General features: G+C 60.3%; 18 protein-coding genes. 10 read left to right on the plus strand and 8 right to left on the minus strand.

Going from position 1 to position 19,919, the window contains the following annotated elements; translation table 11 throughout:
* Positions 1 to 154 precede the first annotated feature (154 nt).
* On the minus strand, positions 155 to 1,576 hold the full coding sequence (locus VK574_RS12140; RefSeq protein ID WP_472800123.1) for a cellulose binding domain-containing protein: 1,422 nt from the start codon (positions 1,574 to 1,576) through the stop codon (positions 155 to 157).
* 421 nt (positions 1,577 to 1,997) lie between these two features.
* Here VK574_RS12140 and VK574_RS12145 point away from each other — a divergent pair, with 421 nt between their 5' ends.
* Together VK574_RS12145 and VK574_RS12150 are read left to right on the plus strand one after the other, a co-directional pair.
* Positions 1,998 to 3,080 carry a ComEC/Rec2 family competence protein gene (locus VK574_RS12145; RefSeq protein WP_472800124.1) on the plus strand — a complete coding sequence of 361 codons (1,083 nt, stop codon included), beginning with the start codon at positions 1,998 to 2,000 and terminating at the stop codon, positions 3,078 to 3,080.
* A 51-nt stretch (positions 3,081 to 3,131) separates the two neighbouring features.
* Complete coding sequence (locus tag VK574_RS12150; RefSeq protein WP_472800125.1) at positions 3,132 to 3,452, plus strand: cupin domain-containing protein; 321 nt, start codon at positions 3,132 to 3,134, stop codon at positions 3,450 to 3,452.
* A gap of 32 nt (positions 3,453 to 3,484) precedes the next feature.
* On the opposite strand, the gene VK574_RS12155 is transcribed toward VK574_RS12150, so the two are convergent.
* From VK574_RS12155 to VK574_RS12165, 3 genes are all read right to left on the minus strand, one after another.
* On the minus strand, positions 3,485 to 4,162 hold the full coding sequence (locus VK574_RS12155) for a DUF4142 domain-containing protein (protein ID WP_472800126.1): 678 nt from the start codon (positions 4,160 to 4,162) through the stop codon (positions 3,485 to 3,487).
* A gap of 239 nt (positions 4,163 to 4,401) precedes the next feature.
* Entirely contained in the window at positions 4,402 to 4,923 is a 522-nt protein-coding gene (locus tag VK574_RS12160; RefSeq protein WP_472800127.1) for a GNAT family N-acetyltransferase, read from the minus strand.
* The gene (locus tag VK574_RS12165) at positions 4,923 to 6,227 is read right to left on the minus strand and encodes a glycosyltransferase (RefSeq protein ID WP_472800128.1); all 1,305 of its coding nucleotides are present in this window, start codon (positions 6,225 to 6,227) and stop codon (positions 4,923 to 4,925) included. Before VK574_RS12165 ends, VK574_RS12160 begins: the two co-directional genes overlap by 1 nt.
* 155 nt (positions 6,228 to 6,382) lie before the next feature.
* On the opposite strand from VK574_RS12165, the gene VK574_RS12170 reads away from it, so the two are divergent.
* Together VK574_RS12170 and VK574_RS12175 are read left to right on the plus strand one after the other, a co-directional pair.
* On the plus strand, positions 6,383 to 7,072 hold the full coding sequence (locus VK574_RS12170) for a response regulator transcription factor (protein WP_472800129.1): 690 nt from the start codon (positions 6,383 to 6,385) through the stop codon (positions 7,070 to 7,072).
* Positions 7,069 to 8,496, plus strand: coding sequence for a sensor histidine kinase (locus VK574_RS12175; RefSeq protein ID WP_472800130.1), 1,428 nt, complete (start codon positions 7,069 to 7,071; stop codon positions 8,494 to 8,496). Before VK574_RS12170 ends, VK574_RS12175 begins: the two co-directional genes overlap by 4 nt.
* A 318-nt stretch (positions 8,497 to 8,814) precedes the next feature.
* Here VK574_RS12175 and VK574_RS12180 read toward each other — a convergent pair whose 3' ends face one another.
* Both VK574_RS12180 and VK574_RS12185 read right to left on the minus strand, forming a co-directional pair.
* Positions 8,815 to 9,918, minus strand: coding sequence for an ankyrin repeat domain-containing protein (locus VK574_RS12180; protein WP_472800131.1), 1,104 nt, complete (start codon positions 9,916 to 9,918; stop codon positions 8,815 to 8,817).
* Positions 9,919 to 10,131: 213 nt separating this feature from the next.
* On the minus strand, positions 10,132 to 13,470 hold the full coding sequence (locus VK574_RS12185; RefSeq protein WP_472800132.1) for a caspase family protein: 3,339 nt from the start codon (positions 13,468 to 13,470) through the stop codon (positions 10,132 to 10,134).
* Between the two features lie 197 nt (positions 13,471 to 13,667).
* Between VK574_RS12185 and VK574_RS12190 the strand changes: the two genes are divergently transcribed.
* From VK574_RS12190 to VK574_RS12210, 5 genes are all read left to right on the plus strand, one after another.
* A complete protein-coding gene (locus VK574_RS12190; RefSeq protein ID WP_472800133.1) occupies positions 13,668 to 14,708 on the plus strand; it encodes a YncE family protein in 1,041 nt (346 codons plus the stop codon).
* Between the two features lie 178 nt (positions 14,709 to 14,886).
* The gene (locus tag VK574_RS12195) at positions 14,887 to 15,219 is read left to right on the plus strand and encodes a hypothetical protein (RefSeq protein WP_472800134.1); all 333 of its coding nucleotides are present in this window, start codon (positions 14,887 to 14,889) and stop codon (positions 15,217 to 15,219) included.
* Positions 15,220 to 15,247: 28 nt separating this feature from the next.
* Entirely contained in the window at positions 15,248 to 15,463 is a 216-nt protein-coding gene (locus VK574_RS12200; protein WP_472800135.1) for a hypothetical protein, read from the plus strand.
* A 68-nt stretch (positions 15,464 to 15,531) separates the two neighbouring features.
* The gene (locus VK574_RS12205) at positions 15,532 to 16,227 is read left to right on the plus strand and encodes a DsbA family protein (RefSeq protein ID WP_472800136.1); all 696 of its coding nucleotides are present in this window, start codon (positions 15,532 to 15,534) and stop codon (positions 16,225 to 16,227) included.
* Positions 16,228 to 16,306: 79 nt separating this feature from the next.
* Positions 16,307 to 16,699, plus strand: coding sequence for an SRPBCC family protein (locus VK574_RS12210; protein ID WP_472800137.1), 393 nt, complete (start codon positions 16,307 to 16,309; stop codon positions 16,697 to 16,699).
* Positions 16,700 to 16,871: 172 nt separating this feature from the next.
* Here VK574_RS12210 and VK574_RS12215 read toward each other — a convergent pair whose 3' ends face one another.
* Complete coding sequence (locus tag VK574_RS12215; protein WP_472800138.1) at positions 16,872 to 17,831, minus strand: radical SAM protein; 960 nt, start codon at positions 17,829 to 17,831, stop codon at positions 16,872 to 16,874.
* A gap of 172 nt (positions 17,832 to 18,003) precedes the next feature.
* On the opposite strand from VK574_RS12215, the gene VK574_RS12220 reads away from it, so the two are divergent.
* On the plus strand, positions 18,004 to 18,597 hold the full coding sequence (locus VK574_RS12220; RefSeq protein ID WP_472800139.1) for an REP-associated tyrosine transposase: 594 nt from the start codon (positions 18,004 to 18,006) through the stop codon (positions 18,595 to 18,597).
* A gap of 12 nt (positions 18,598 to 18,609) precedes the next feature.
* Here VK574_RS12220 and VK574_RS12225 read toward each other — a convergent pair whose 3' ends face one another.
* Positions 18,610 to 19,593: a hypothetical protein gene (locus VK574_RS12225; RefSeq protein ID WP_472800140.1), complete on the minus strand. Its 984-nt coding sequence runs from the start codon at positions 19,591 to 19,593 to the stop codon at positions 18,610 to 18,612.
* Positions 19,594 to 19,919: the final 326 nt, after the last annotated feature.

A 19,919-nucleotide genomic window follows, 5' to 3' on the forward strand; every position in this document is an offset into this window, starting at 1 on the left:
AGTTTGCGACTCCTCGATCCCCTCCTCGCAAGGTTTGGATCACTCTGCGAGCTTCTCGGAATAGGGCAGTCCGGCGATTAAGGGCTTGATAACAAACGGGCGAAGCGGTCCGCCATCTCCGCCCGTTGTTGTACCCCCTTTTGGTTGCTTCTGGTTATTTGCAGGCGACTCCGTTGATGGCGAAGGACGTGGGCACTGCGTTGGAGTTACTCCATGAGCCCGTGAAACCAACGCCGTTATAGCTGCCGCCGGCGGGAATGCTTCCGTTGTAGCCAAGGTTTCTCACCATCACTGTCGAGCCGCTCTGGGTTGCCGAGCCGTTCCAGAGGTTGCCGACCGTTTGTCCGTTGGCAAATGTCCAGGCCAGGGTCCAGTTCGAAAGCGCGGTCGATCCAGTGTTCTCAATTGTCAGCGCTGCCTGGAAGCCGCCCGGCCACTGGTTCGTGATCGCGTAATTCACGTGACAGCCAGTGGCGCCGCCGCTTGACGCAGCGGAAGTAGTCGCGCCGCTTTGCGACGAAGGCCCCGACGTACCCGAAGCATCCACCGCCTTCACCGCGTAGAAGTAGGTGGTGGACGGCGAAAGCCCACTGTCAGAGAAACTGGTTGCGGTTATGCCGCTCGCAACCTGGTTGCCGGCAGACGGAGTGAATCCGCTGGTGGTGCTTCGATAGCCGCTATAGGAGCTGATGGCGCAGTTTGCCGGAGCGGTATCGGCGGTCCAGCTCACGTTGATCACGCTTGAGCTCGCAGTCGTAGCACGCACTCCGCTGGGCGCAGACGGAACAGAACCGCAGCTTCCGCCACCGCCCGTCCTGGCTGCGGCACTGACCGAGAATCCCGACATGCCAAGCCCCTCGCCGCCCGTCCAGATCTCAAATCCGTATTCGACGTCGATCAACCACCACGACGGCTGCATGCTGCCACGCGACACGGCGTCTGAGAAGAACGGCAACAGGTTCAGATTCGTCACAGACGTGACCGGCGCAGTCGCCACGTACGAGACGACCTTCCAGGAACTCTGATTCCCGGTCCATACCTCGTACTGCGCGCCGTTGATGGTTGCCGTGGCCACCTTGCTGCCAAATGGCTCGATCGAGCCGTCATGGTTCAGCCAGATCATGACCTCGGTGCCGTTCGGCTGCCCCGATGTTGTTGAGGTCTGGTTGAACCAGATATCGTAGGCCGCATCGTTGTTGTAGCCCGAAGGCTGCACAATGCTCACAGTCGATGTCGCCGAAGCGATGTTGCTCTCCTGAATCGGAAACGGATTCGAGCTGGTGCAGTTGCCCCAGTGGCATCCGCGGTAGATGGACGTGTAGGTTGCCGGCGCTCCGTTGGTGGCGAGGTCAAAATTCGCCGTAGTAATGTTGAAGCCGATTCCGTTGATCGACGCGCACTCCCGGAGTGACGAGTTCCACTCGTTCATCTGAAAGTGATACAAGCCTCCATCGAGGGCCATTACATTCGAGGGCGAGCACGTTGACTGGGCGGTGGCCTTCCCGGGGATGGCCAGGAAGATGAGAAACGCGACGAGACATGTCGCCGCTCTAACGAGCTTCCTTTCGAGCATCATCAATTTACTCCTGAGCGCAGAGCGAGACGTCGACCAACCCGCCTGCGGGTTCGGGCACCGGGGCAAGCCAAGTGCAGTCCGCGGTTCTTCCTCCGGCATTTTCGCCGGGGAATCGTCCGTGATCGGCAACGGAATGCGAGGAAAGGTGGGCTGAACCCGTACTCGGACGATCTGGCACGTCCGGCCCTGAATGGAGTGAGACTCAACCAGGTAGATCGCGGTCGTTGCGCATCTCGGGGATGCCGACAGACCCTGGTCGTTCCCAAATCGTCGTTTTGTTTGCCGTCAGTATAGCAATAAACCCTGCGTCACAAGCCGAATCCATCCACGCACCCTGCGATTCCGAACCAGGTCCTGGAGGGGGACCTGGGTGCGCGTCGGGTTCCCCGCAGTTCGTTCCAGCGTTTACACTCATCGGCAAATGAAACGTGCCGTTTCTCTCCGCCTCTGCCGCCCCTCGCTGCTATCGATCACAAGTCTCGCCATCGCCTTGATGTTCGGTTGCACTCTCCTGCCGCATTCGGCTGCCGCACAGTCCACGCGCCCGGGCAATATCGACCTCACCCTCTACGCCATCGATGTGGAAGGCGGCCAGGCCACGCTGATTGTTGCGCCCTCCGGCGGATCGATGCTCGTCGATACCGGCTGGGGCGGCAACAACGGCCGGGACGCCGGACGCATCATGGAGGCGATGAAAGATGCGGGCATCACGAAGATCGACAAGGTGCTCATCACCCACTTCCATACCGACCACGTGGGCGGCGTCCCGAATCTCGTCGAGCGCGTCAAGGTGGGCGAGTTTCTCGATCACGGCGTGAACCGCGAAGACTCCGACATCACGCGTAAGGACTACGCGGCCTACATCAAGGCCATCGGCAACACTCCGCGCCGCACCCTGCATCCCGGCGACCTCATCGACATCCCCGGCCTCAACACCACCACAATTACCGCCGACGGCGAACACATCAAATCCGTAGCAGGCATCAAGCCGGCTCCCAACCCCTATTGCGCCAATGAACCCAAGTGGGAACTCGATACAACCGAGAATCCCCGCTCAACCGGCATCCTCATTCGCTTCGGTCTCTTCAGCTTTCTCGATCTCGGCGATCTCACCAAGGCGAAGGAAGTCCCACTGGTCTGCCCCAACAATCCCCTCGGCCACGTGAGCCTCTACCTGGTCGACCATCACGGCATGAATCTCTCCAACTCCCGCGCGCTCGTCGATGCTATCCATCCGCGCGTCGCCATCATGGACAACGGCGCGCACAAGGCAGGCAGCCCCGAAGCGTGGCAAACCGTGCACGACAGCCCCGGCCTGCTTGACCTGTGGATGCTGCACACAGCCGAAGGCTCCGATGCCGCACACAACAGCGCCTATCCGCTCATCGCAAACCTCAAAGGCGACAGCGACGGCCACTACATCAAGGTGGTCGCGGTCGGCGATGGCAGCTTCAGCGTCACCAACGCGCGCACCGGCCAAACGAAGAAGTATCCGCGCGAATAAAACGACGAACGAAATCCTTCCGTCTCAACTGCTTTATTGACGAGGTGCCCCATGCCATTCGTGAACATCGAAAGCCTTCCAGCCAAAGAGCGTTTACCTGGCTGGCACGGGCGCTACTTCCACTCCGACGGCATGACCTTCGCTCATTACGACTTTGTGAGCGGCGCATCCATTCACGAGCACTTTCACAGCCAGGAAGAAGTCTACGAAGTCATCGAAGGCGAATTGGAGTTAACGATCGATGGTGAGACGCGCGTCGTGCGCCCGGGCGTAGTGGCGATCGTGCCCCCGGGCGCGCGGCACTCCGTCAAGGCTCTCAGCGACGGCCGTGCAATCATCGTTGATACTCCGCGACGTCCCGAATTCGAATGAAGTACACCTGAACCGTCGCTGCCAGGCCGCTGTTACTGGTTGCTCGACATATCCTTTGAGCCTTCCACGGCCACGTTGTGGGTCTTCGCGATCTGCTCAATCAGTTGAAGATGCTGCGAGATGATGTTTGAACCCTGCGCGGCTATCTGCTTCACATTCTGATCCTGGGCAACCTGCGCTTCGTCTCTGAATTCCTTCAGATCCTGCTGATGATCCTTCACTATCATCGTGATGTATTCGCGGTCGAAATCCTGACCTGAAAGTCCCTGCAATTTGGCGATTTCTTTCTTGTCCTTTTTTGAAGGGCCCTTCGGTTCGGAAACACCAAGCTGCTGTGCAACCGGCTTGAACCATTTGTCGGCCATCTGGCCGTGATCGGCCACCATCTTCTGCGCGAACTGCTTCACATCGTTGCTCTGGGATTTCTGTTGCGCCAATTGCCCGAGCTGCACTTCAGTCTCGCCGCCTTCGAGCGCTTTGGTCACAAAGGCCTTCTCGGCAAAGTCCTGGCCGGTTGGTGCGGTTCCCGGATAGGCGCCCGGCCCCATTCCCGTATTTCCTGCAGCGGGATTAGTGGGAGTAGTCGGTTGCTGGCTTGGCATGGTCGGTTGCTGCGGGCTTCCCGGAGCCTGCGCGAGGACTGCAACCCCGGACAGTAAAACCGTTCCCGCACTGAGACACAGCGTGTAAGCTATTCGTTTTAATTGCATAAAACCCCTCCTGTTGCTACGGGCATGCGATTCCGCAGAAACGCCGTCCACCCGCACCCATGCGATGCACCTCGCTTCCAGTCCGGTTGCTCTGCCGAAGTTTGCACACCGGCGATGGAACTGCAACCATGCGAACGGTTTTCGATGGTGCAAACAGACTGTTCTAACGGATTCGATTTCTCTGACACCCGAGCGACAGGCTTCGGGGAGACGTGCAGTCCCGCTCCTGGAGTCGTCGCTTACGCGGATGACGCGAACGAGAAGACGTCCCAAAGCTCACCCGCCTTCTCCACGGAAGTCAAACTCATCGCATCTCCCGCAAACTCGGCGATAGCGCGCTGCCAAAACCCGTGCGCCGTTTGATTCGCCCGCATCACGCGCACCTGCCAGGGCCCCGGGAATTGCCGCCACACCCAGTGAGCAGCTTCTCTCCCAACTCCGCGTCTGCGATATCCGCGAAGGACAAAAAACTCGGCCATATCCCAGGCTGCATTGTTCCCGGATGAAATCCTGTGCACCAGAACGAATCCGGCAAGCTTTCCACCCACCCTGATGAGAAACGGGCAGCGGCCCGGTTCGCTCCAATAGAGGGGGAGATCCGGATAACCAAACCGGCCATCGGGGCCAGGCTCGACTGCGTGAAATTCGCTGAAGTCGTGCGCGTACATCTCAAACAGGTTCGCAATGATGGGCATCTCTTCCATTGTTGCCGGAAGTATTTCAGGATGCCCGAACGAAACTGGAGTGCTGACATTCGTCATCAAGTTTCAATGGGCGAGGGTTGCGCTTGCCGCGCCTTCGCGTACAAGCCTTCCAGCGCATCGCATGCTGTTTTCACACCGTCTTCACCGCGTAATTGGTCGGCAACCACACGCGCTTTCTCCGCAAAACCAGGATCATCCAGCATCTTGCGCAGCTTGCTCGTGACTTCTTTCGGCGTGTAGCTTGACTTCTGAATCACCGTGGCCACGCCAAGCCGTTTCATGCGGCGCGCATTGTCGGGTTGATCGTGCGAGTAAGGCATGATCAGCATCGGCTTGCCCGCACGCAGGCACTGCCCCACAGTTCCCACCCCGCCCTGGTGCACTACCAGCGACGCGCGCGAAAACAGCGCGGAATAGGGTGCATATTGAGCCACGCAAATTGAGTCTGGCAGGTTCTCCTTCATTCTGTTGCGCGGATCGGTGCCAATCAGCAGCACCGCGCGTTTTTCCAGTTCGATCGCGGCCTTTGCCGAAACCTCGTAGAAATCTCCAGCAGCCAGCACCGCGGCCGATCCCAGCGTAAACACGATAGGCGGCTCTCCACCTGCGACAAATTCTTCGAGGTGCGGCGGCAGCTTCGCATTCCCCGCGTCCGCATCGTAGTAGGCGAATCCAGTTATGAGCGTGTTAGGCGGCCAGTCCTTTTGCTCCACGCCCAGCACGCGCGAAAACAGCGCCAGCACCAGGTTGGGCGAATGCTTCGCATCAAACAGTGGATTCTCGCCGCGCGGCAATCCCAGTTCCTGCCTCAGCGCATAAATCGGCTCGGGCCACTTGCGGCTCGCAAACCGGGCCACGCGCTTGATGACCCGCCCGAACCCCGGCACCTTCTTGTCGGCCTTCGCCAGCCTGGGATACGGCGGCAGCACCGGCGGATCGAATGCCGAAAAAAATGACAGCGGCGCCAGCAGGTAACTCGCCCACTTGATCCCCGTCATCTCCGCCACGATCGGCCCTGCATAGTTCAGCTCACCCAGCAGCAGCAGATCGGCGCGCGCCGGTTTCGTCGCTGCGTCCATGAAGTCGTCATAGGTTTGTCGCAGCGATGGAAACAGGAAATCTCGCAGCCCGTGCTCAGTCCCATGCTTGATGTCGTACACCATCTCCACCAGCACGTTGTTGGTCGGGTCAATGTCCGGCCGGATGGCGTGGAACTCGAGGCCAAGCGGTGCAATCTTCGGCCGGTAGACCTCGGGCACCGCCATCACCGGCGTGTGGCCTCGGCGCTTCAATTCCAGCGCAAGGGCGATCAGCGGATTCGTATCGCCATACGTCCCGATATTTGAGAGAACGATGCGCAATTGTTAGATCCGCAACTCGGAGTGGAGACGCAACGATAAGAGTAATGCATCCGGCGTGAAATTGACGCTTACCAATGCGCCTGACACTTGGATCGCACGCTGCTTCAGCCTCATTTAATCTTGCTGCAACGATAATTGCAGAGGAGAACGAACCCATGCGTGTCCTGCTCGTCGAAGACGAAGTCCGGCTGGCCGACAATCTTTCCGCCGCCCTGCGCGACGGCCCCGGCTTTGCTGTCGATTGGGCAGCCGACGGCGAAGCCGGTGACGATGCGACGCGCAATCTCTGCTACGACCTCGTTATTCTCGACCTGATGCTGCCCAAGCTCGACGGCTACGGTGTTCTCCGCCGCATGCGCGCCCGCAAAGATGCGACCCCTGTTCTCATCCTCACCGCGAAAGAAGGCAAGGATGCCATCGTTCAGTTGTTGAACGCCGGCGCAGACGACTACCTCGCCAAGCCCTTCGACCTCGGCGAACTCCTGGCCCGCGCAAAAGCCCTTATCCGCCGCGGCAAGGGTGCAGCCCATCCCACCCTCAACGCGCGCGGCGTCACCCTCAACACGCTCGAGCAGACCGTCCACCGCAACGGCACGCTTGTCGATCTTTCGCCCACCGAGTACCACATCCTCGAATACCTGCTGCACCATCCACGCAAGGTCGTCAGCAAGCAGGAACTCCTCGAACACCTCTACGACTACAACTGGGAGCATCACTCCAACGTCATCGAAGCACATGTGTCGAACCTGCGCAAGAAGCTCGACACCGCAGTGCCCGATGCCGATCCTGTAATCGAAACGCTGCGTGGTCGCGGTTATCGCCTCTCGCCCGAGCCCTCGTCATGACGCGCCGTTCCGCATTCGGAAAAACCAGCATCGCCTTCCGCCTCATCGCTGCCGTCATGCTGGTTGAGCTTGTCTCCGCGGCGCTGGTCATCGCGGTGGCATGGGGCTTCGAGCGCCACAACCACTTCCGCTCCTTCGAAGTCATGCTCCACGGCCGCGCCGACTCCGTACTGGGCGCTGTGCAGGACGCTGAAGACGTAGGCGACAACGTCATGCTCGACCTGGCCGACCTGCATGTCCCGCCCGAAGATGTCTACGAGGTGTGGGACGGGCGCGGCCATCTACTCGGCCGCTCGCCAAACTGGCAGGGGAGCGCCGGCATGCACGCGCCCGATCACAATGGCTTCTTCCGCGCCAAGCTTCGCGATCACGACTACCAGCTGCTTTTCATGCGCGGCACCCGCATCGTCGATCCGGGCGAACCCGGAGGTGGGCATCTTCGTTTCGTCACCATCCTCTACGGCGCGCCCACCGAGCGCGTGTGGAACGCAATCTACGGTGCGGTCGAATTCTATGCAGCCGGCATGCTGCTGCTGGTGTTGATGACCGGCCCGCTGATTGCCTGGGTGCTGCATCGCGGACTCGAGCCTCTGCGCCAGCTAGCATCGATGGCGGGGCGCGTCTCGGCCCATTCGTGGGAGTTCTCGCCACCCGCCTCCGCGCGCGAAACCGCCGAGCTGGCTCCGCTCACGCAGGCACTCGAAAGCGCGCTGCAACGCCTCGAACGCTCCTTCACGCAGCAGCGCGCGTTTGTTTCCGACGCCGCACACGAACTCAAAACTGCCGTCGCTGTCGTCAAGTCTTCGCTGCAACTGGTGGGCATGCGTCCGCGCACGCCTGAGGAGTACCAGGCCGGCAACGAACGCGCGCTCGCAGACACAGAACGCATCGAGGATCTCGTTGCCAAGATGCTCGTCCTCGCCCGCGTGGAGAGCGGCGCAATCAATGCCACGTCCGCAGCCACATCCGACCTCAACCAGTGCGTCTGCACCACTGTCAGTCAACTGGAGACTTTTGCCACCATCCGCGAGGTTGCAGTCGCAGTTCACGACCTACCCGCCACCGCGTGGATTGTTCCCCTCATCCCCGATGACTGTGCGCTCGTCGTCTCCAACCTGCTGATGAACGCAATTCAGCACAGCCCTCTGCATTCGCAGGTTGAGGTGCGCCTGCGCGCGCTCGACGGCTCTGCCGAATTCACCGTTCAAGATTGTGGCGACGGCATCGACCCCGCCGCTTTGCCACATGTCTTCGATCGTTTCTACCGCGGCGATCCTTCGCGCGCCCGCGCCACCGGCGGCGCCGGCCTCGGCCTGGCTATCTGCAAAGCTGCAGTTGAAAAAGCCGGAGGCACCATCACGCTGGCAAGCGAGCCGGGACGCGGCACAACAGCGACGGTCCGCCTGCCAGTCAGCCAACGCTAAAGTGGTGTTTCAAGACTTTGTATTCGAGAAACATTGTGACCCTGATCGGCCTTTGACGCGTTCTAAGCGTCAAACGCGGTCGAAGGATTTGCTCTGAAAATTCCACGATCGATGGCAGGACCCGGACCACAAAGTTCCCGGAGGGAACGCAGGAAAATAGCCCAGGGTGCAGCGCAGCGGAACCCTGGGATAGCAAACAGCATGAGTCCCAGTCCCGTAGGGACGTCCGAATTCAGCCGTGTGACGCGATCCGCCATGATTGGCCGCGGCTGCAATTCGAAATTTGTTCACGAGCGTTGAAAAGGGCAGTTGTGCACGTCATGACGGTTCCCGCCTCGTCTCCCGCGCCCGAAGATAAGATTCCACTTCCGTTCTTCCTTCATGCCGCGCCCAGTCGGCCGGCGTGCCCCGCCACAATAGGTCCTTGGTATCCACGCTCGCACCGCGCTCGATAAGCAATCGCACCAGCTCCTCGTGACCGATCAATGCTGCCTGGTGCAATGGTGTGGTGTGCGAATGGCCTCCAAGCGGGTTGTAGCGATTGGGATCCTCGCCTGCGTCGAGAAGCAATCGGACAATTTCAATATGTCCAACCTGGCTTGCCACGGCCAGAGCCAGATGTCTCTCCGCACTGCTCGCCGTACGCAACAGTCGGCGCGCATCTTCAACACGATCCAGCACCGCCGCCGTCGCCAGATCGATACGCGCGCCGCGCGCAATCAGGGCTGTCACCGTCTGAAAATAGCCATGGAGACCAGCGGCATGGATTGCGCTGTCCGCATCGGCCCCGTGGTCGCAGAGCAGATCGATCAGCTTGAGCTGAACGCCACACTCATACGGCACGCTTCCCGTCGCCACCAGCGCCAGGGTTACGTCACGCGAAGCTTGATCCGGCCCGGCATCGAGAATCACCTGCGCGACCTCAACAATATTCTTCGGCAAAGTCCCATGCCGAATCGGATTCTCCGCGATGAACTCCAGCAGCGCTGCACTGTGAAAGTAGTTTCCGCTTTCGAATTCAACATGCTGAAGCACCAGCTTTGGATGCCGCTTCAAATGCTCACGCAATCCCGCTGTGTCTCCCGCGTCCAGCAAATCCACGGCACGACGGAACTCTGCGTCCTCAATCCGTTCATGGTGCCGCAGCTTCAACTTCGCCGCCAGTTCCGGCGACTCCACATGTGCCTTCAACCGCGCCCAGCTTTTGAAGCCGTACTCGCGCGCGATGGTGAATTGCGCATCGCTCAGCTGCAACACGGCAGCGAAGATTTCCGCGTCCGTAGTCTGCCTGAAGCGCGGGTTGAATTCGCGGATGCGCTGTGCAACGCCGAGATCGTGGGCAGCATGGCCCTTGAGCAGATCCTTGGCTTGATATTTGAGGTGGTTAAGGTCGGGTTCAGAAGGGAATTGTTTTGCCGGCATGACGAACTTCCTCTCATACGCCCAGGTCCGCATGTTGAGGGCTGAAAGTCAGTTCGCAAATCAAATTGTAAGAAAAGGTGGACTTCTGTCCTTTCCGCGGACCGGATGCGCCCTTCAACGCTCCGATGAGAGTACCACGAAAGCGGGGCCGCAGTCAGCGGCAACGAAGCGTCGCCGGCGAACATAACTGTGAGGGCGCGGTGTGTCGAGGAATCACTTCTCCTGAAGAACAAACGTATCCTGCGAAGAGAAATCAAACACGGCAGGAATCTGGTCCGACTTCAGATTGGAAGACGGCGCGCCGATCGGAATCAGCCCCCGCACGGTCCGCACCTCGCCGGTCACGCGGAACTTCGGCACTTCGTTGGCCGCGTATCCCAGCCACTCTCCAATGGTGATCTTGTGGTCGATCGGCCTCCAGTCTGCCTTGTTCTCCACCAACCCCTCCTCGGTCAGTGCGTAGCTCAGTAGACCCTGGTGCAGCGAGTCGGATTCGTGAGCCGCCTGGTTCGATTGACTGGCAGCGAGAATGCGGATTCGCTTGTCGTAGGCAAGCTGACCCAGGCCGTGGCTTCCCATCGGCCCGGGCTTGAAGTCGTTGGCCTCCACGCTGCTGGCCGACTGGCATGAGTCGAGCACAAACGTCATTTCACCGGCATCGATGGGCCGCAACCACTCCGCCAACTCATCGGCGGAGATCGCGCTCCTCAGCATCGCATCGTCCACCGCCGCACAGCTGCCTTCTACGTCGGACGGAAGAATATAAAACTGTCCGTTCTTGTCGCTGTATCCATGGCCTGAGAAGCTCAAGAACAGTACGTCGTCCGGCGTGGCCGCTGCGGCAATCTGCTTGAGGGCTTCACGAATCTTCTCCTTGGTCGCGCTGTTTTCGGCAGTCGTGGAAATCAGCCGCACCGCACGAACATCGAGCCCGCGCCCGGCCAGCCTGTCCGAAAGCACCTTGCTCAATTCGTTGGCATCCGTCACAGAGCCGTTCAGGTCGCATCCCTGCGCGTGGTAGTGGTTCACGCCGATCTGCAATAGGTAGCCGTGCGGCTTCACCGGCGACAGCGCTTCGTAGGAAATGTCCTTCTGCGCTGTCGGGCTCTTGATCCGTTCCTTGTTGAATGCGTATGCCGTGAACCTCACGCCCTGCGCCGACATCGGCATGCGAATGTTGCGGAAGGTGAAGTCCCCATCCGCAAGCGGATGATCGAGCGGCGTGTTCGCCACCAGCTGGCCGTTGCGAAAGAGACGCAGATCCTGCAACCCGCTCTCGGTGCCCGATTCATCCTTGCGGCTGGCCGCATGCACCACCACGTCCACCCGCGCTTGATCCGCCGGCGAAACGCTGATCGCGGTAATCTTCACGTCCGGCTGCACCCGGTCCTTGATTTCACCGATGGACCGCAGCGGCGGCAAACTCTCGCCGTTCAGAATGCGCGGCAAAAGGCGCGGGGTGTAGTAGTCGCGCATGAAGATTTCGAGCGGCAGAGCGCGCATCGGATCGCTGTCGATGATCCACGCAAGCGGCGCGCCTCCGTCGAGATCACTGGTGTCGAAGCGGCCGTCAGCTCCGATAACGGCCCAGCCGCGGTCGAACGAGACCAGGCTTGCAAGCTGCTTGCCCGTCGCAGGATCCCAGATGCGCGTTGTCGCGTCTTCGCTCGCCGACAGTACAAATTGTCCGCCATTCAGAAATGCAACAGTGTGAATTTCGCTGGCATGGCCCGTGTAGTTGCGCAGTTCTTTTCCCGTCGCAGCATCCCACAAACGGGCGGTTCCATCCATGCTTCCCGTCAAAACGAACGTCCCGTCAGGAGAGAAGGCTACCGAAGCCACCGCTCCCGAGTGGCCAACTAAGCGGCGGATCTCGCTTCCGGACGCGGCGTCCCACAACCGGGCGTTCTTGTCCACTCCGCCGGTCAGCACGAATCTTCCGTCAGGGGAGAATGCGATTGCATCGATGCCATCCGAAATGTACTGGCCGCCTTCGGGGGTTTTGATTTTTTGGCCACCGCCCGGCGTGCTCTCGAAACGACGAACCTCGGCGCCGCTTGCGACATCCCAGAGAATTGCCGGATTCGAAGCGTCAGCGGTCAGCAGGAAACGGCCGTCGGGAGAAAAGAGCACCGTGCTCGAGACACCATTGCCGGATTTTCCGGGAGGGCCGAAGCTGCGGATTTTTGCACGCGTAGCAGTGTCCCACAGCGCGGCCGCTCCGTCGCCCGCCGTCGCAACATATCGGCCATCGGGCGAGAATACCGCTGCCGTTCCCATACCGCCTCCCGAGAAGAACCGCGAGGGCATGTCATTGTCGAGGTTGGCCGTTGCCGTTCCACCTCCGCCCATGATCAGCTGGCGGCCATCGGGAGAGAAAGCAACCGAGCCCAGCAGAACGATCGTCTGCGGTTTGATGCGGCGCAGTTCGGCGCCGGTTTGCAAGTCCCATAACTGCGCCATTCTGAATTGCGATGTAACGAGAAGACGGCCATCCGGAGAGATCGATGCAGCCCCGACAGCGGCAGCGTGGCTCGTGTATCGCCGCACTTGCTCGCCGTTCTCGGTGGTCCATTGCACAAGAGCATCGTTGGCCGTCGCCGCGAATACAGAATGGCCATCCGGTGAAAATGCAGCAACCTCCACACCGGATTGGGAAAAGTGACGAAGCTGATTGCCCGTTGCTGCGTCCCACAACCTCGGGCCGTCAATGTGTCCGGTCAGAACAAACCGGCCGTCGCGCGAGAATTGCACCGAGCTGATGAAATCGTTCCGGCTGGTGCCAATGAAGCGGCGCAATTCCCGGCCGGTTTGCGCATCCCACGTGCGGGCCGTTTTATCGTAGCTTCCCGTAATCACGTAGCGGCCGTTCTGAGAGAAAGCAACGGCTTCGATGGCTTCGGTATGCCCAACGAACCGGCGTATCTCTGATCCCGTCGCCGCATTCCACAGACGCACCGTGAAATCGGGATCACCCGTCTGGTCGTCCATTGCCATGTCGGCGGGCATATCAATTTTTCCGCTGCCGGTTAGTACAAAACGTCCATCCGGAGAAAATGCGACAGCATAGATGCTCTGAGTGTGTCCGACAAAACGCATGACCTCCGTTCCTGTTGCCACTGACCACAATCGCGCAATGTGATCGCCGCAGCCCGTGAGCACGAAGCGTCCGTCGGGAGAAAAGATCGCAGAATGCACCATCTTCGGATGCGCAAAACGCTTCAGCTCTTTACCCGTTGTGGGATCCCAGAGGCGCGCGGTGCTGTCGATACTGCCCGTGAGCAGGGTGCGGCCATCGGGCGAAAAGGCAACCGAACTCACTCCGTTGCTGTGCCCTGTGATGCGCCGCAACTCCATTCCTGTGGCCGTGTCCCACAGGAGCGCAGTCTGGTCGCCGCTTCCGGTTGCCATGAAGCGCCCATCGGGTGTGAACGCAATGGCGCCAACCGGAGCCGAATGCCCGAGCTGCACATACAGGTGCGCGTCGGCCGCGAAGAGCGCAGAAGCGCCGGAAACGACACAGGTGAGAAGGAATGCAGGGACGAGCCGCATCGTGGCTTTCTCCTTCGCCCTTTTCGAATGATCTCGATGTTACAGAATGCGGCTCGAGCAGCGTGTGTATTTCCGGCAAATGCAAATGCTTTTCTAAAACCTTCAGCATCCCTTAATACCCCCGTGGAACAATGCTTGCGCCGGCCAATCTCCCCAGAGTTGCCCACCTGATTTGCCGAGTTCACGCGGAGCCGAACATGCACAACCAACGTTGTCTCCCAGCCTTTGCGCGCGCCTTTTTTGCCGCCGCTCTCTCCCTCCCTTTTCTCGCCGCAACACCCGCCACGCCGGCACAAGGTCCTTATAAAGTTCTCGATCAATGGAAACTCGCCGACGCCGGCGGATGGGACTACCTGCTGGTCGACTCCGATGCCCATCGCGTCTACATCACGCGCGGTGATCATGTGGACGCCGTTGACACCACGGACGGCAAACTCCTCGGCACCATCAGCGGCCTGCATGGCACGCACGGTGTGGCGCTCGATCCCGATGGCAAGATTGGCTACATCTCCGATGGCGGAGGCAACGCGGTCGTCGTCTTCGATCGCACCAACTTCTCCACCGTCGCCACCATCCCCGCAGGCACCAATCCCGACGCTATCATCTATGAACCCGACACCAAGTCCGTATGGGCGTTCAACGGCCGCAGCAAGAACATCACGGTGATCGACGCCGCATCGCGCAAGGTCGTTGCCACCATCGATGTGCCCGGCAAGCCCGAGTTCGCCGCATCCGATGGCAAGGGCAGCGTGTACAACAACCTTGAAGACAAGAGCGAAGTGCTCAAGATCGACGCGCGTGCGCACACCATCACCGCAACATGGCCCGCAGGCTGCGAATCGCCCTCCGGCCTCGCTCTCGACATCGACGGCAATCGTCTCTTCCCCGTCTGCGATGGCAACAAGATGAGTGTGATAGACGCCTCGAGCGGCAAGATCCTCGCGACTCCTTCCATTGGTGATGGCCCCGACGCCGCCGGCTGGAACGCCAAAGACAAGCTGGCCTTTGCCTCTAGCGGCGATGGCATTCTTTCTGTCGTCGACGCCACCACCTACAAGACCATCCAGTCGCTGCCCACCAAGCGCCGCGCGCGCACCATGGCCTACGATGCGGCCACCGACCGCGTCTACCTCGTCACGGCCGACTTCGGACCGCCTCCCGCCGCCACGGCCGAGAATCCTCGTCCCCGCCCGCCAATGATCCCCGGCACCTTCGAGATCATCGTCGTCGGCCGCTAGCATCCTGAGTCTGAAATTTTCTATAACCGGCGGTGTCATTCTGAGTGAACGTGACCCCAAACGTACTTCAGTTTGGCGGTGGTGAGCGAAGAATCTGCTTTTGTTGTCATTCCACCTCAACGCCGCCGGGCCAACCCCGGCGGCGTTTTCGCCATCCGCTTCCCATGAGGTCCGCCCAGTGAGATCGATCCTGAAGACCGCCCTGCTCGCGGCTCTACTCCTTGAGACCGTCAACTTCTGGATCATCGGCTATCCCACTGCGGGCGGCTCCCTCACAATGGCCAGCCAGAACGCCGCCATCGCATTGCAATGGGATCTGCTCCACCTGCCCGGCCTCATCGCCATCGATCGCATCCTCTATCTCCGCGAGCATGCGCATGCCTGCTCTGCAATCTTTCTCCTCGCCGGATACGTAGACACCGCCATCGTCCTCGCCGGCCTCATCTGGACCGTGCGACTGGTGCTCCACCCCCTCCGCAAGCTATCCTCCCCCATGAAGCACGCTCTCTGACTAAAGCTCTGAACTACAAACTGTCTCTATGAAATTTGCCCTCGCCATTCTCGTCCTCGTCGTCTTTGCCCTGTCCTTCGTGGCCGACTACAAATGGCGTCGGTGGATGAACAACGCCGCACCGATCACGACGCAGCACAAACTTCCGGCTCAGACCATCTCCACAAATCCCCGTAATCCCCGAAAGTTACCGGCGCCCGCTCGCACCCGTATCCGCCGCGCCATGCCTCGTCTTCCAAAGTAGGATTCCAGTCTGCAACTTTCTTCCTTTCCAGCCGTTACAATGGGTATAAGGGAGTCGTCCAAGACACCATGCCACGTAACCTTGCCCACGCCCTTCGCTTCCCTTCGCTTCGCACCGCTGTATGGATGGGCCTCGCCACCGTGCTGCTCGCGGCGTCGCCCCTGGCGCGCGCCCAGTTTTCGGCACCGCCCACCACGCCCGTGCACGACCCGTCAGCTCTCAGGCCGCCCGTCGGTGCCCACGTCGCCATCGTTGAATTTGAAGACATGGAGTGCCCCGACTGCGCCAATGCCAATCCGCTGCTCCGCGAGGCCGCGGCCAAATACGGCATTCCCTGGGTCCGCCACGACTTCCCTCTGCCGTTTCATGCCTGGAGCTTTCAGGCCGCTGTGAATGCCCGCTGGTTCGACACCAAAACCAAAAAGCTCGGCGACGAGTACCGCGACGCCGTCTTTGCCAACCAGCCCTCCATCTCCAACCTTGACGTGCTGCGCCAGTTCACTGAGAACTTCGCCAAGACCCGCAATATCGCGTTGCCCTTTGCCCTCGATCCTCAGGGCAAGCTGGCCGCCGAGGTCAAGGCCGATTACGCACTCGGTCAGCGCATCGGCATCGAACACACCCCGACCATCTGGATCACCACCGCCAACGGCAAGGGCGCGCCCTTCGTCGAAGTCGTCGACCGCACCAAGCTTTACCAACTCATCGATCAGGCCGTAGCCGACACCCGATCGGCGCCTGTGAAAGCAACAGCACACAAATAACGTTCTCGTAGTATCGGGCCCCATTTCCCATGTCAGACTTTCGCCATGTCGTTGAAATTCGAGTTTCGCCTGCGCGAACGTGCTGCTCGATGTCGAGCACTGGCCCGACTGGACCACTTCCGTCAGCAAAATTCAGCGCATGGATATCGGTCCCCTCACCCTGGGCAGCCGCACCCGCATATGGCAGCCAAAACTCATGCCCGCTGTCTGGCAGGTCACCTCGCTCGACGAAAAGCGCCACATCTTTGCCTGGACTACCCACACCTTCGGCATCAAGATCGTTGGCCGCCACCAGGTGGACACCATCGGCCCGCGCAGCCGCGTCACCCTCTCCCTCACCTACACCGGCGTCATCGGAGCCGTCCTGGCCCGCGCCTACCGCGACCTCAACTGGGACTACCTGGCCCGCGAAGCCAATGGCCTCCGCGGCCACTGCGAAGCCCCGGTAGTTCAGCACGCGCAAGCGCGGTGAGTGGACAGTGGACAGTGGACAGTGGACAGTGGACAGTGGACAGTGGACAGTGGACAGTGGACAGTGAGCGAATCTAAGTCCAGTCTGGCGTGAATGCAACAAGTTTCTACAAGAAAAAAGGGGGCGTGAGCCCCCGTCTTTTCTGATCACTGTGCACTGTTCACTGGCGACTTCAGTCGCCCGTCTGTATATTCACCAGTTCGCCCGCGCCGCCCGGCGACACTGTGCTGGTCTGCGGAGCCCGCCAGTGGTCGATGTGGCTGATGCGATGCACGCAGCCGATGGTGCAATTCGGCGCGCAGCTTTTCGCCGTCAAAAACTCCCGCTTCACATCCGCGGTCGTGTACTGTGCAATCGGCACGCCCGGATAGCCGCGCTGCTGCGAGCAGTAATGCACCAGGCCGTCCTCGCAGATATAGAGATAGCGCGAACCCGCGCGGCAGCGCCAGTCGTTCGACTCGCCTTTCACAATCGCTTCCTGAAACATGTCGAACTGCGCGTAGTTGGTCTTCTTCCGGTTCGTCATCTCGAAGTAGACTCGCGCCTCTTCCGGCTTCAGCGGCTTCAACTGCCCGTCGCCATCGTGGATAATCCCGATCGTCGACTCGAACCCCAGCTCCAGCGCCCGCCTGCCAATCACCAGCGCGTCATTGGGATCGCGAAAGCCTCCGCCCACCACCGAGTTGATGTTCACGTGGAACTCGGCATGCTCGGCCAGCATCTGCAGCTTCTTGTCCAGAACCTTCAGGCTCTTCTTCGAAATCTCGTCGGGCTCCAGGTTATCGATCGAGATCTGCATGTGATCGAGGCCCGCGCGATTCAGCCGTTCGATTCTCTCGACATTCAGCAGGTAGCCATTCGTGATCATCCCCGCGATGGCGCCCGTCTTGCGCATGCGCACGATGATGTCGTCGAGCTGCGGATGGGTCAGCGGCTCGCCGCCCGAGATGCCGATCATGGCCGTCCCCAGCCGCCCCAGGTGGTCGATCCGCCGCAGCATCTCGTCCAGCGGAACAGGCTCGGAAACCTTGTCGTACTCGTTGCAGTAAGCGCAGGAAAGATTGCAGAACCGCGCCGGAACTATCTGCGCCAGAACAGGATGCGCAGTAGAAGCCAGCGCCCGCGCCACCATAGCGTACTCCCGCGCCTTGCGCCGAGCCGCAATGAACCGCCCACGAGCCGTAGATCTCCGGGAAACACCCATTCTTACTATTGAAACATACTGCCAGAAGGGCGGGCAGCCCAGTCCTCGGTCACCCCAAATCTGGGTGCCCCAGGTCTCGCTTCTGAGACCTGGGAGGGATGTGAGCCCCACCACCGACTCTCCAACCGTCCATTCCATAACTCTGGTCCTAATGACCAGGGGCCTCCATCGGTATCAACAAACGGGAAACTTCCACTTCATCACCTTCAGTTGCTATCGCCGCAGACCGTACCTCAAAAGCGCAGCAAGACGGCGCCTCTTCGAGTCCGCCCTCGAACGAATCCGCAAACGTTACGGCTTCGTCGTCCTCGGCTACATTGTGATGCCTGAGCATGTTCATCTGCTCGTGAACGAACCGAAGAATGGCACTCTCGATCGCGCAATTCAAGCCCTCAAGCTATCTGTCACGGTGCGTCAGAAACAGAGGCCGTTCTGGCAACCCCGCTATTACGACTTCAACGTCTGGAATCCCGAGAAGACGACGGAGAAGCTGCGCTACATGCACAGGAATCCAGTGAAACGTGGCCTGGTTACGAAACCCGCTGATTGGGAGTGGTCCAGTTTTCGTCACTACATGACGGGTTCAGAAGGAACGGTCCAGATCGGTTCGTTCTGGACCGCCACGAAACGCGGAAACCAACTCCCGAAAACCCAGGTCTCAAACGCGAGACCTGGGGCACCCAGTTCGCTGTAGGGATGACGCGCCCTACTTCGTCGCCCGAGTCCACACCACCGACAACACGCCCTCGCTGTATGCTTGCCCGTTCTGCCCCGGCTTGAAAATTCCGGTCTGCTCTTCGTGACCCTGCAGGGTAAATTGCCAGCAGACTTTCGTTGCCTCGTTCCGCGTCGGCTTGCAGGTCGCCCACTGGCCGCACTGCCGGTCGCCCGCCAGTTGAAACCTGTTCGACTTGATCACGTACCCCCTCGCTGGATCCCCCGAGCACAGGTCGTATGCCGCGCTGAAGTTCTTCCCCGCACCGCTCATCTGCGGCCCCGACCGATAGATGTCGGTCACGTCCGGCAACGCCGGAGCCACCCCTGCAGCAGCTGTCAGCGCTGCGGGCGGCTTCACCAGCTCCACCGCTTTCGCACTCAACTGCACGTGCTCCGCGATCTGCCCGATCGGTGGATGAATTTTGAAGATCGCAGCTCCGAACTTCTGGGAAAGACCGTGCCCGGCAGGGGTTGCAGCCGCTTGTGCCGGCTGCTCCGCCGGAGTTGCAGGTTGCCCGGCAGGTTGAGGTGCAGATTGAGGTGCAGGCTGCGCTGCGGGTTGCGCGTCCGACGGTGGCGCCGGGGCGGGCGCCGCGGCGGCTTGTTGTGTCTCCGCCTTTCGCAGCAACACATTCACAGGGTTCGAATAGCGCCTCAGAAACAGCGGAGGCGCCGAAACAATCTCATACGGCGGATCGACCACGATCTGCTTCTGCTCGGTCCAGTGCGGCACCACATCTTTCCAGTATGCCCGGCCGCCTTCGTCCGTCGTCTCCGTCGACACAACCGGCAGGGCAAGCACCGCCCCCACCGCGGGACGATTCGCGCCTGCCGCATCGATGTATTGAGCGTCCACCTCAAGGTCAAACGGCGCAACAAACCTCTCCCACATGCTCGTCGCGATCGCACCCGCAAGCGTGGTCAACGTCGCCAGGCCGATTCCGATCACCGTCTTTTTGAGCTTGCTTGCCATGGGTGTTCGTTATGCATAGTGAAGATAACCGACAACCGTTTCCCATTATCAAAAAAATTCCCGGCGGGTGGCCCACCCAAGCTTTTCAAACCTAACCCAACCCAAAACCTGGGTGCCCCATCCTTGACCCTCTTTTGGTCAAGGGTGGGAAAGCACGACCCTCCGAAGTTCGCGTCTTCGCGCCGTCCACTCCGACTCGATCTCCACCACTCCTTCGAGTCCGCAAGCATAATACCGAAAACTTGACCATGCACAGTCTTCAGGGCTCGAAACCAGACCGCGCTTCACCGGATTCCGGTGCATGTAGCGCAGCTTCTCCGTTGTCT

This window comes from Occallatibacter sp. (genome assembly GCF_035317045.1).
Taxonomy (GTDB): Bacteria; Acidobacteriota; Terriglobia; order Terriglobales; family Acidobacteriaceae; genus Telmatobacter.

Excerpts from the sequence above, each read along its gene's own strand:
- VK574_RS12140 (WP_472800123.1), bottom strand. The coding sequence starts at position 1,576 with ATGATGCTCGAAAGGAAGCTCGTTAGAGCGGCGACATGTCTCGTCGCG.
- VK574_RS12145 (WP_472800124.1), top strand. The coding sequence starts at position 1,998 with ATGAAACGTGCCGTTTCTCTCCGCCTCTGCCGCCCCTCGCTGCTATCG.
- VK574_RS12150 (WP_472800125.1), top strand. The coding sequence starts at position 3,132 with ATGCCATTCGTGAACATCGAAAGCCTTCCAGCCAAAGAGCGTTTACCT.
- VK574_RS12155 (WP_472800126.1), bottom strand. The coding sequence starts at position 4,162 with ATGCAATTAAAACGAATAGCTTACACGCTGTGTCTCAGTGCGGGAACG.
- VK574_RS12160 (WP_472800127.1), bottom strand. The coding sequence starts at position 4,923 with ATGACGAATGTCAGCACTCCAGTTTCGTTCGGGCATCCTGAAATACTT.
- VK574_RS12170 (WP_472800129.1), top strand. The coding sequence starts at position 6,383 with ATGCGTGTCCTGCTCGTCGAAGACGAAGTCCGGCTGGCCGACAATCTT.
- VK574_RS12175 (WP_472800130.1), top strand. The coding sequence starts at position 7,069 with ATGACGCGCCGTTCCGCATTCGGAAAAACCAGCATCGCCTTCCGCCTC.
- VK574_RS12180 (WP_472800131.1), bottom strand. The coding sequence starts at position 9,918 with ATGCCGGCAAAACAATTCCCTTCTGAACCCGACCTTAACCACCTCAAA.
- VK574_RS12185 (WP_472800132.1), bottom strand. The coding sequence starts at position 13,470 with ATGCGGCTCGTCCCTGCATTCCTTCTCACCTGTGTCGTTTCCGGCGCT.
- VK574_RS12190 (WP_472800133.1), top strand. The coding sequence starts at position 13,668 with ATGCACAACCAACGTTGTCTCCCAGCCTTTGCGCGCGCCTTTTTTGCC.
- VK574_RS12200 (WP_472800135.1), top strand. The coding sequence starts at position 15,248 with ATGAAATTTGCCCTCGCCATTCTCGTCCTCGTCGTCTTTGCCCTGTCC.
- VK574_RS12205 (WP_472800136.1), top strand. The coding sequence starts at position 15,532 with ATGCCACGTAACCTTGCCCACGCCCTTCGCTTCCCTTCGCTTCGCACC.
- VK574_RS12215 (WP_472800138.1), bottom strand. The coding sequence starts at position 17,831 with ATGGTGGCGCGGGCGCTGGCTTCTACTGCGCATCCTGTTCTGGCGCAG.
- VK574_RS12225 (WP_472800140.1), bottom strand. The coding sequence starts at position 19,593 with ATGGCAAGCAAGCTCAAAAAGACGGTGATCGGAATCGGCCTGGCGACG.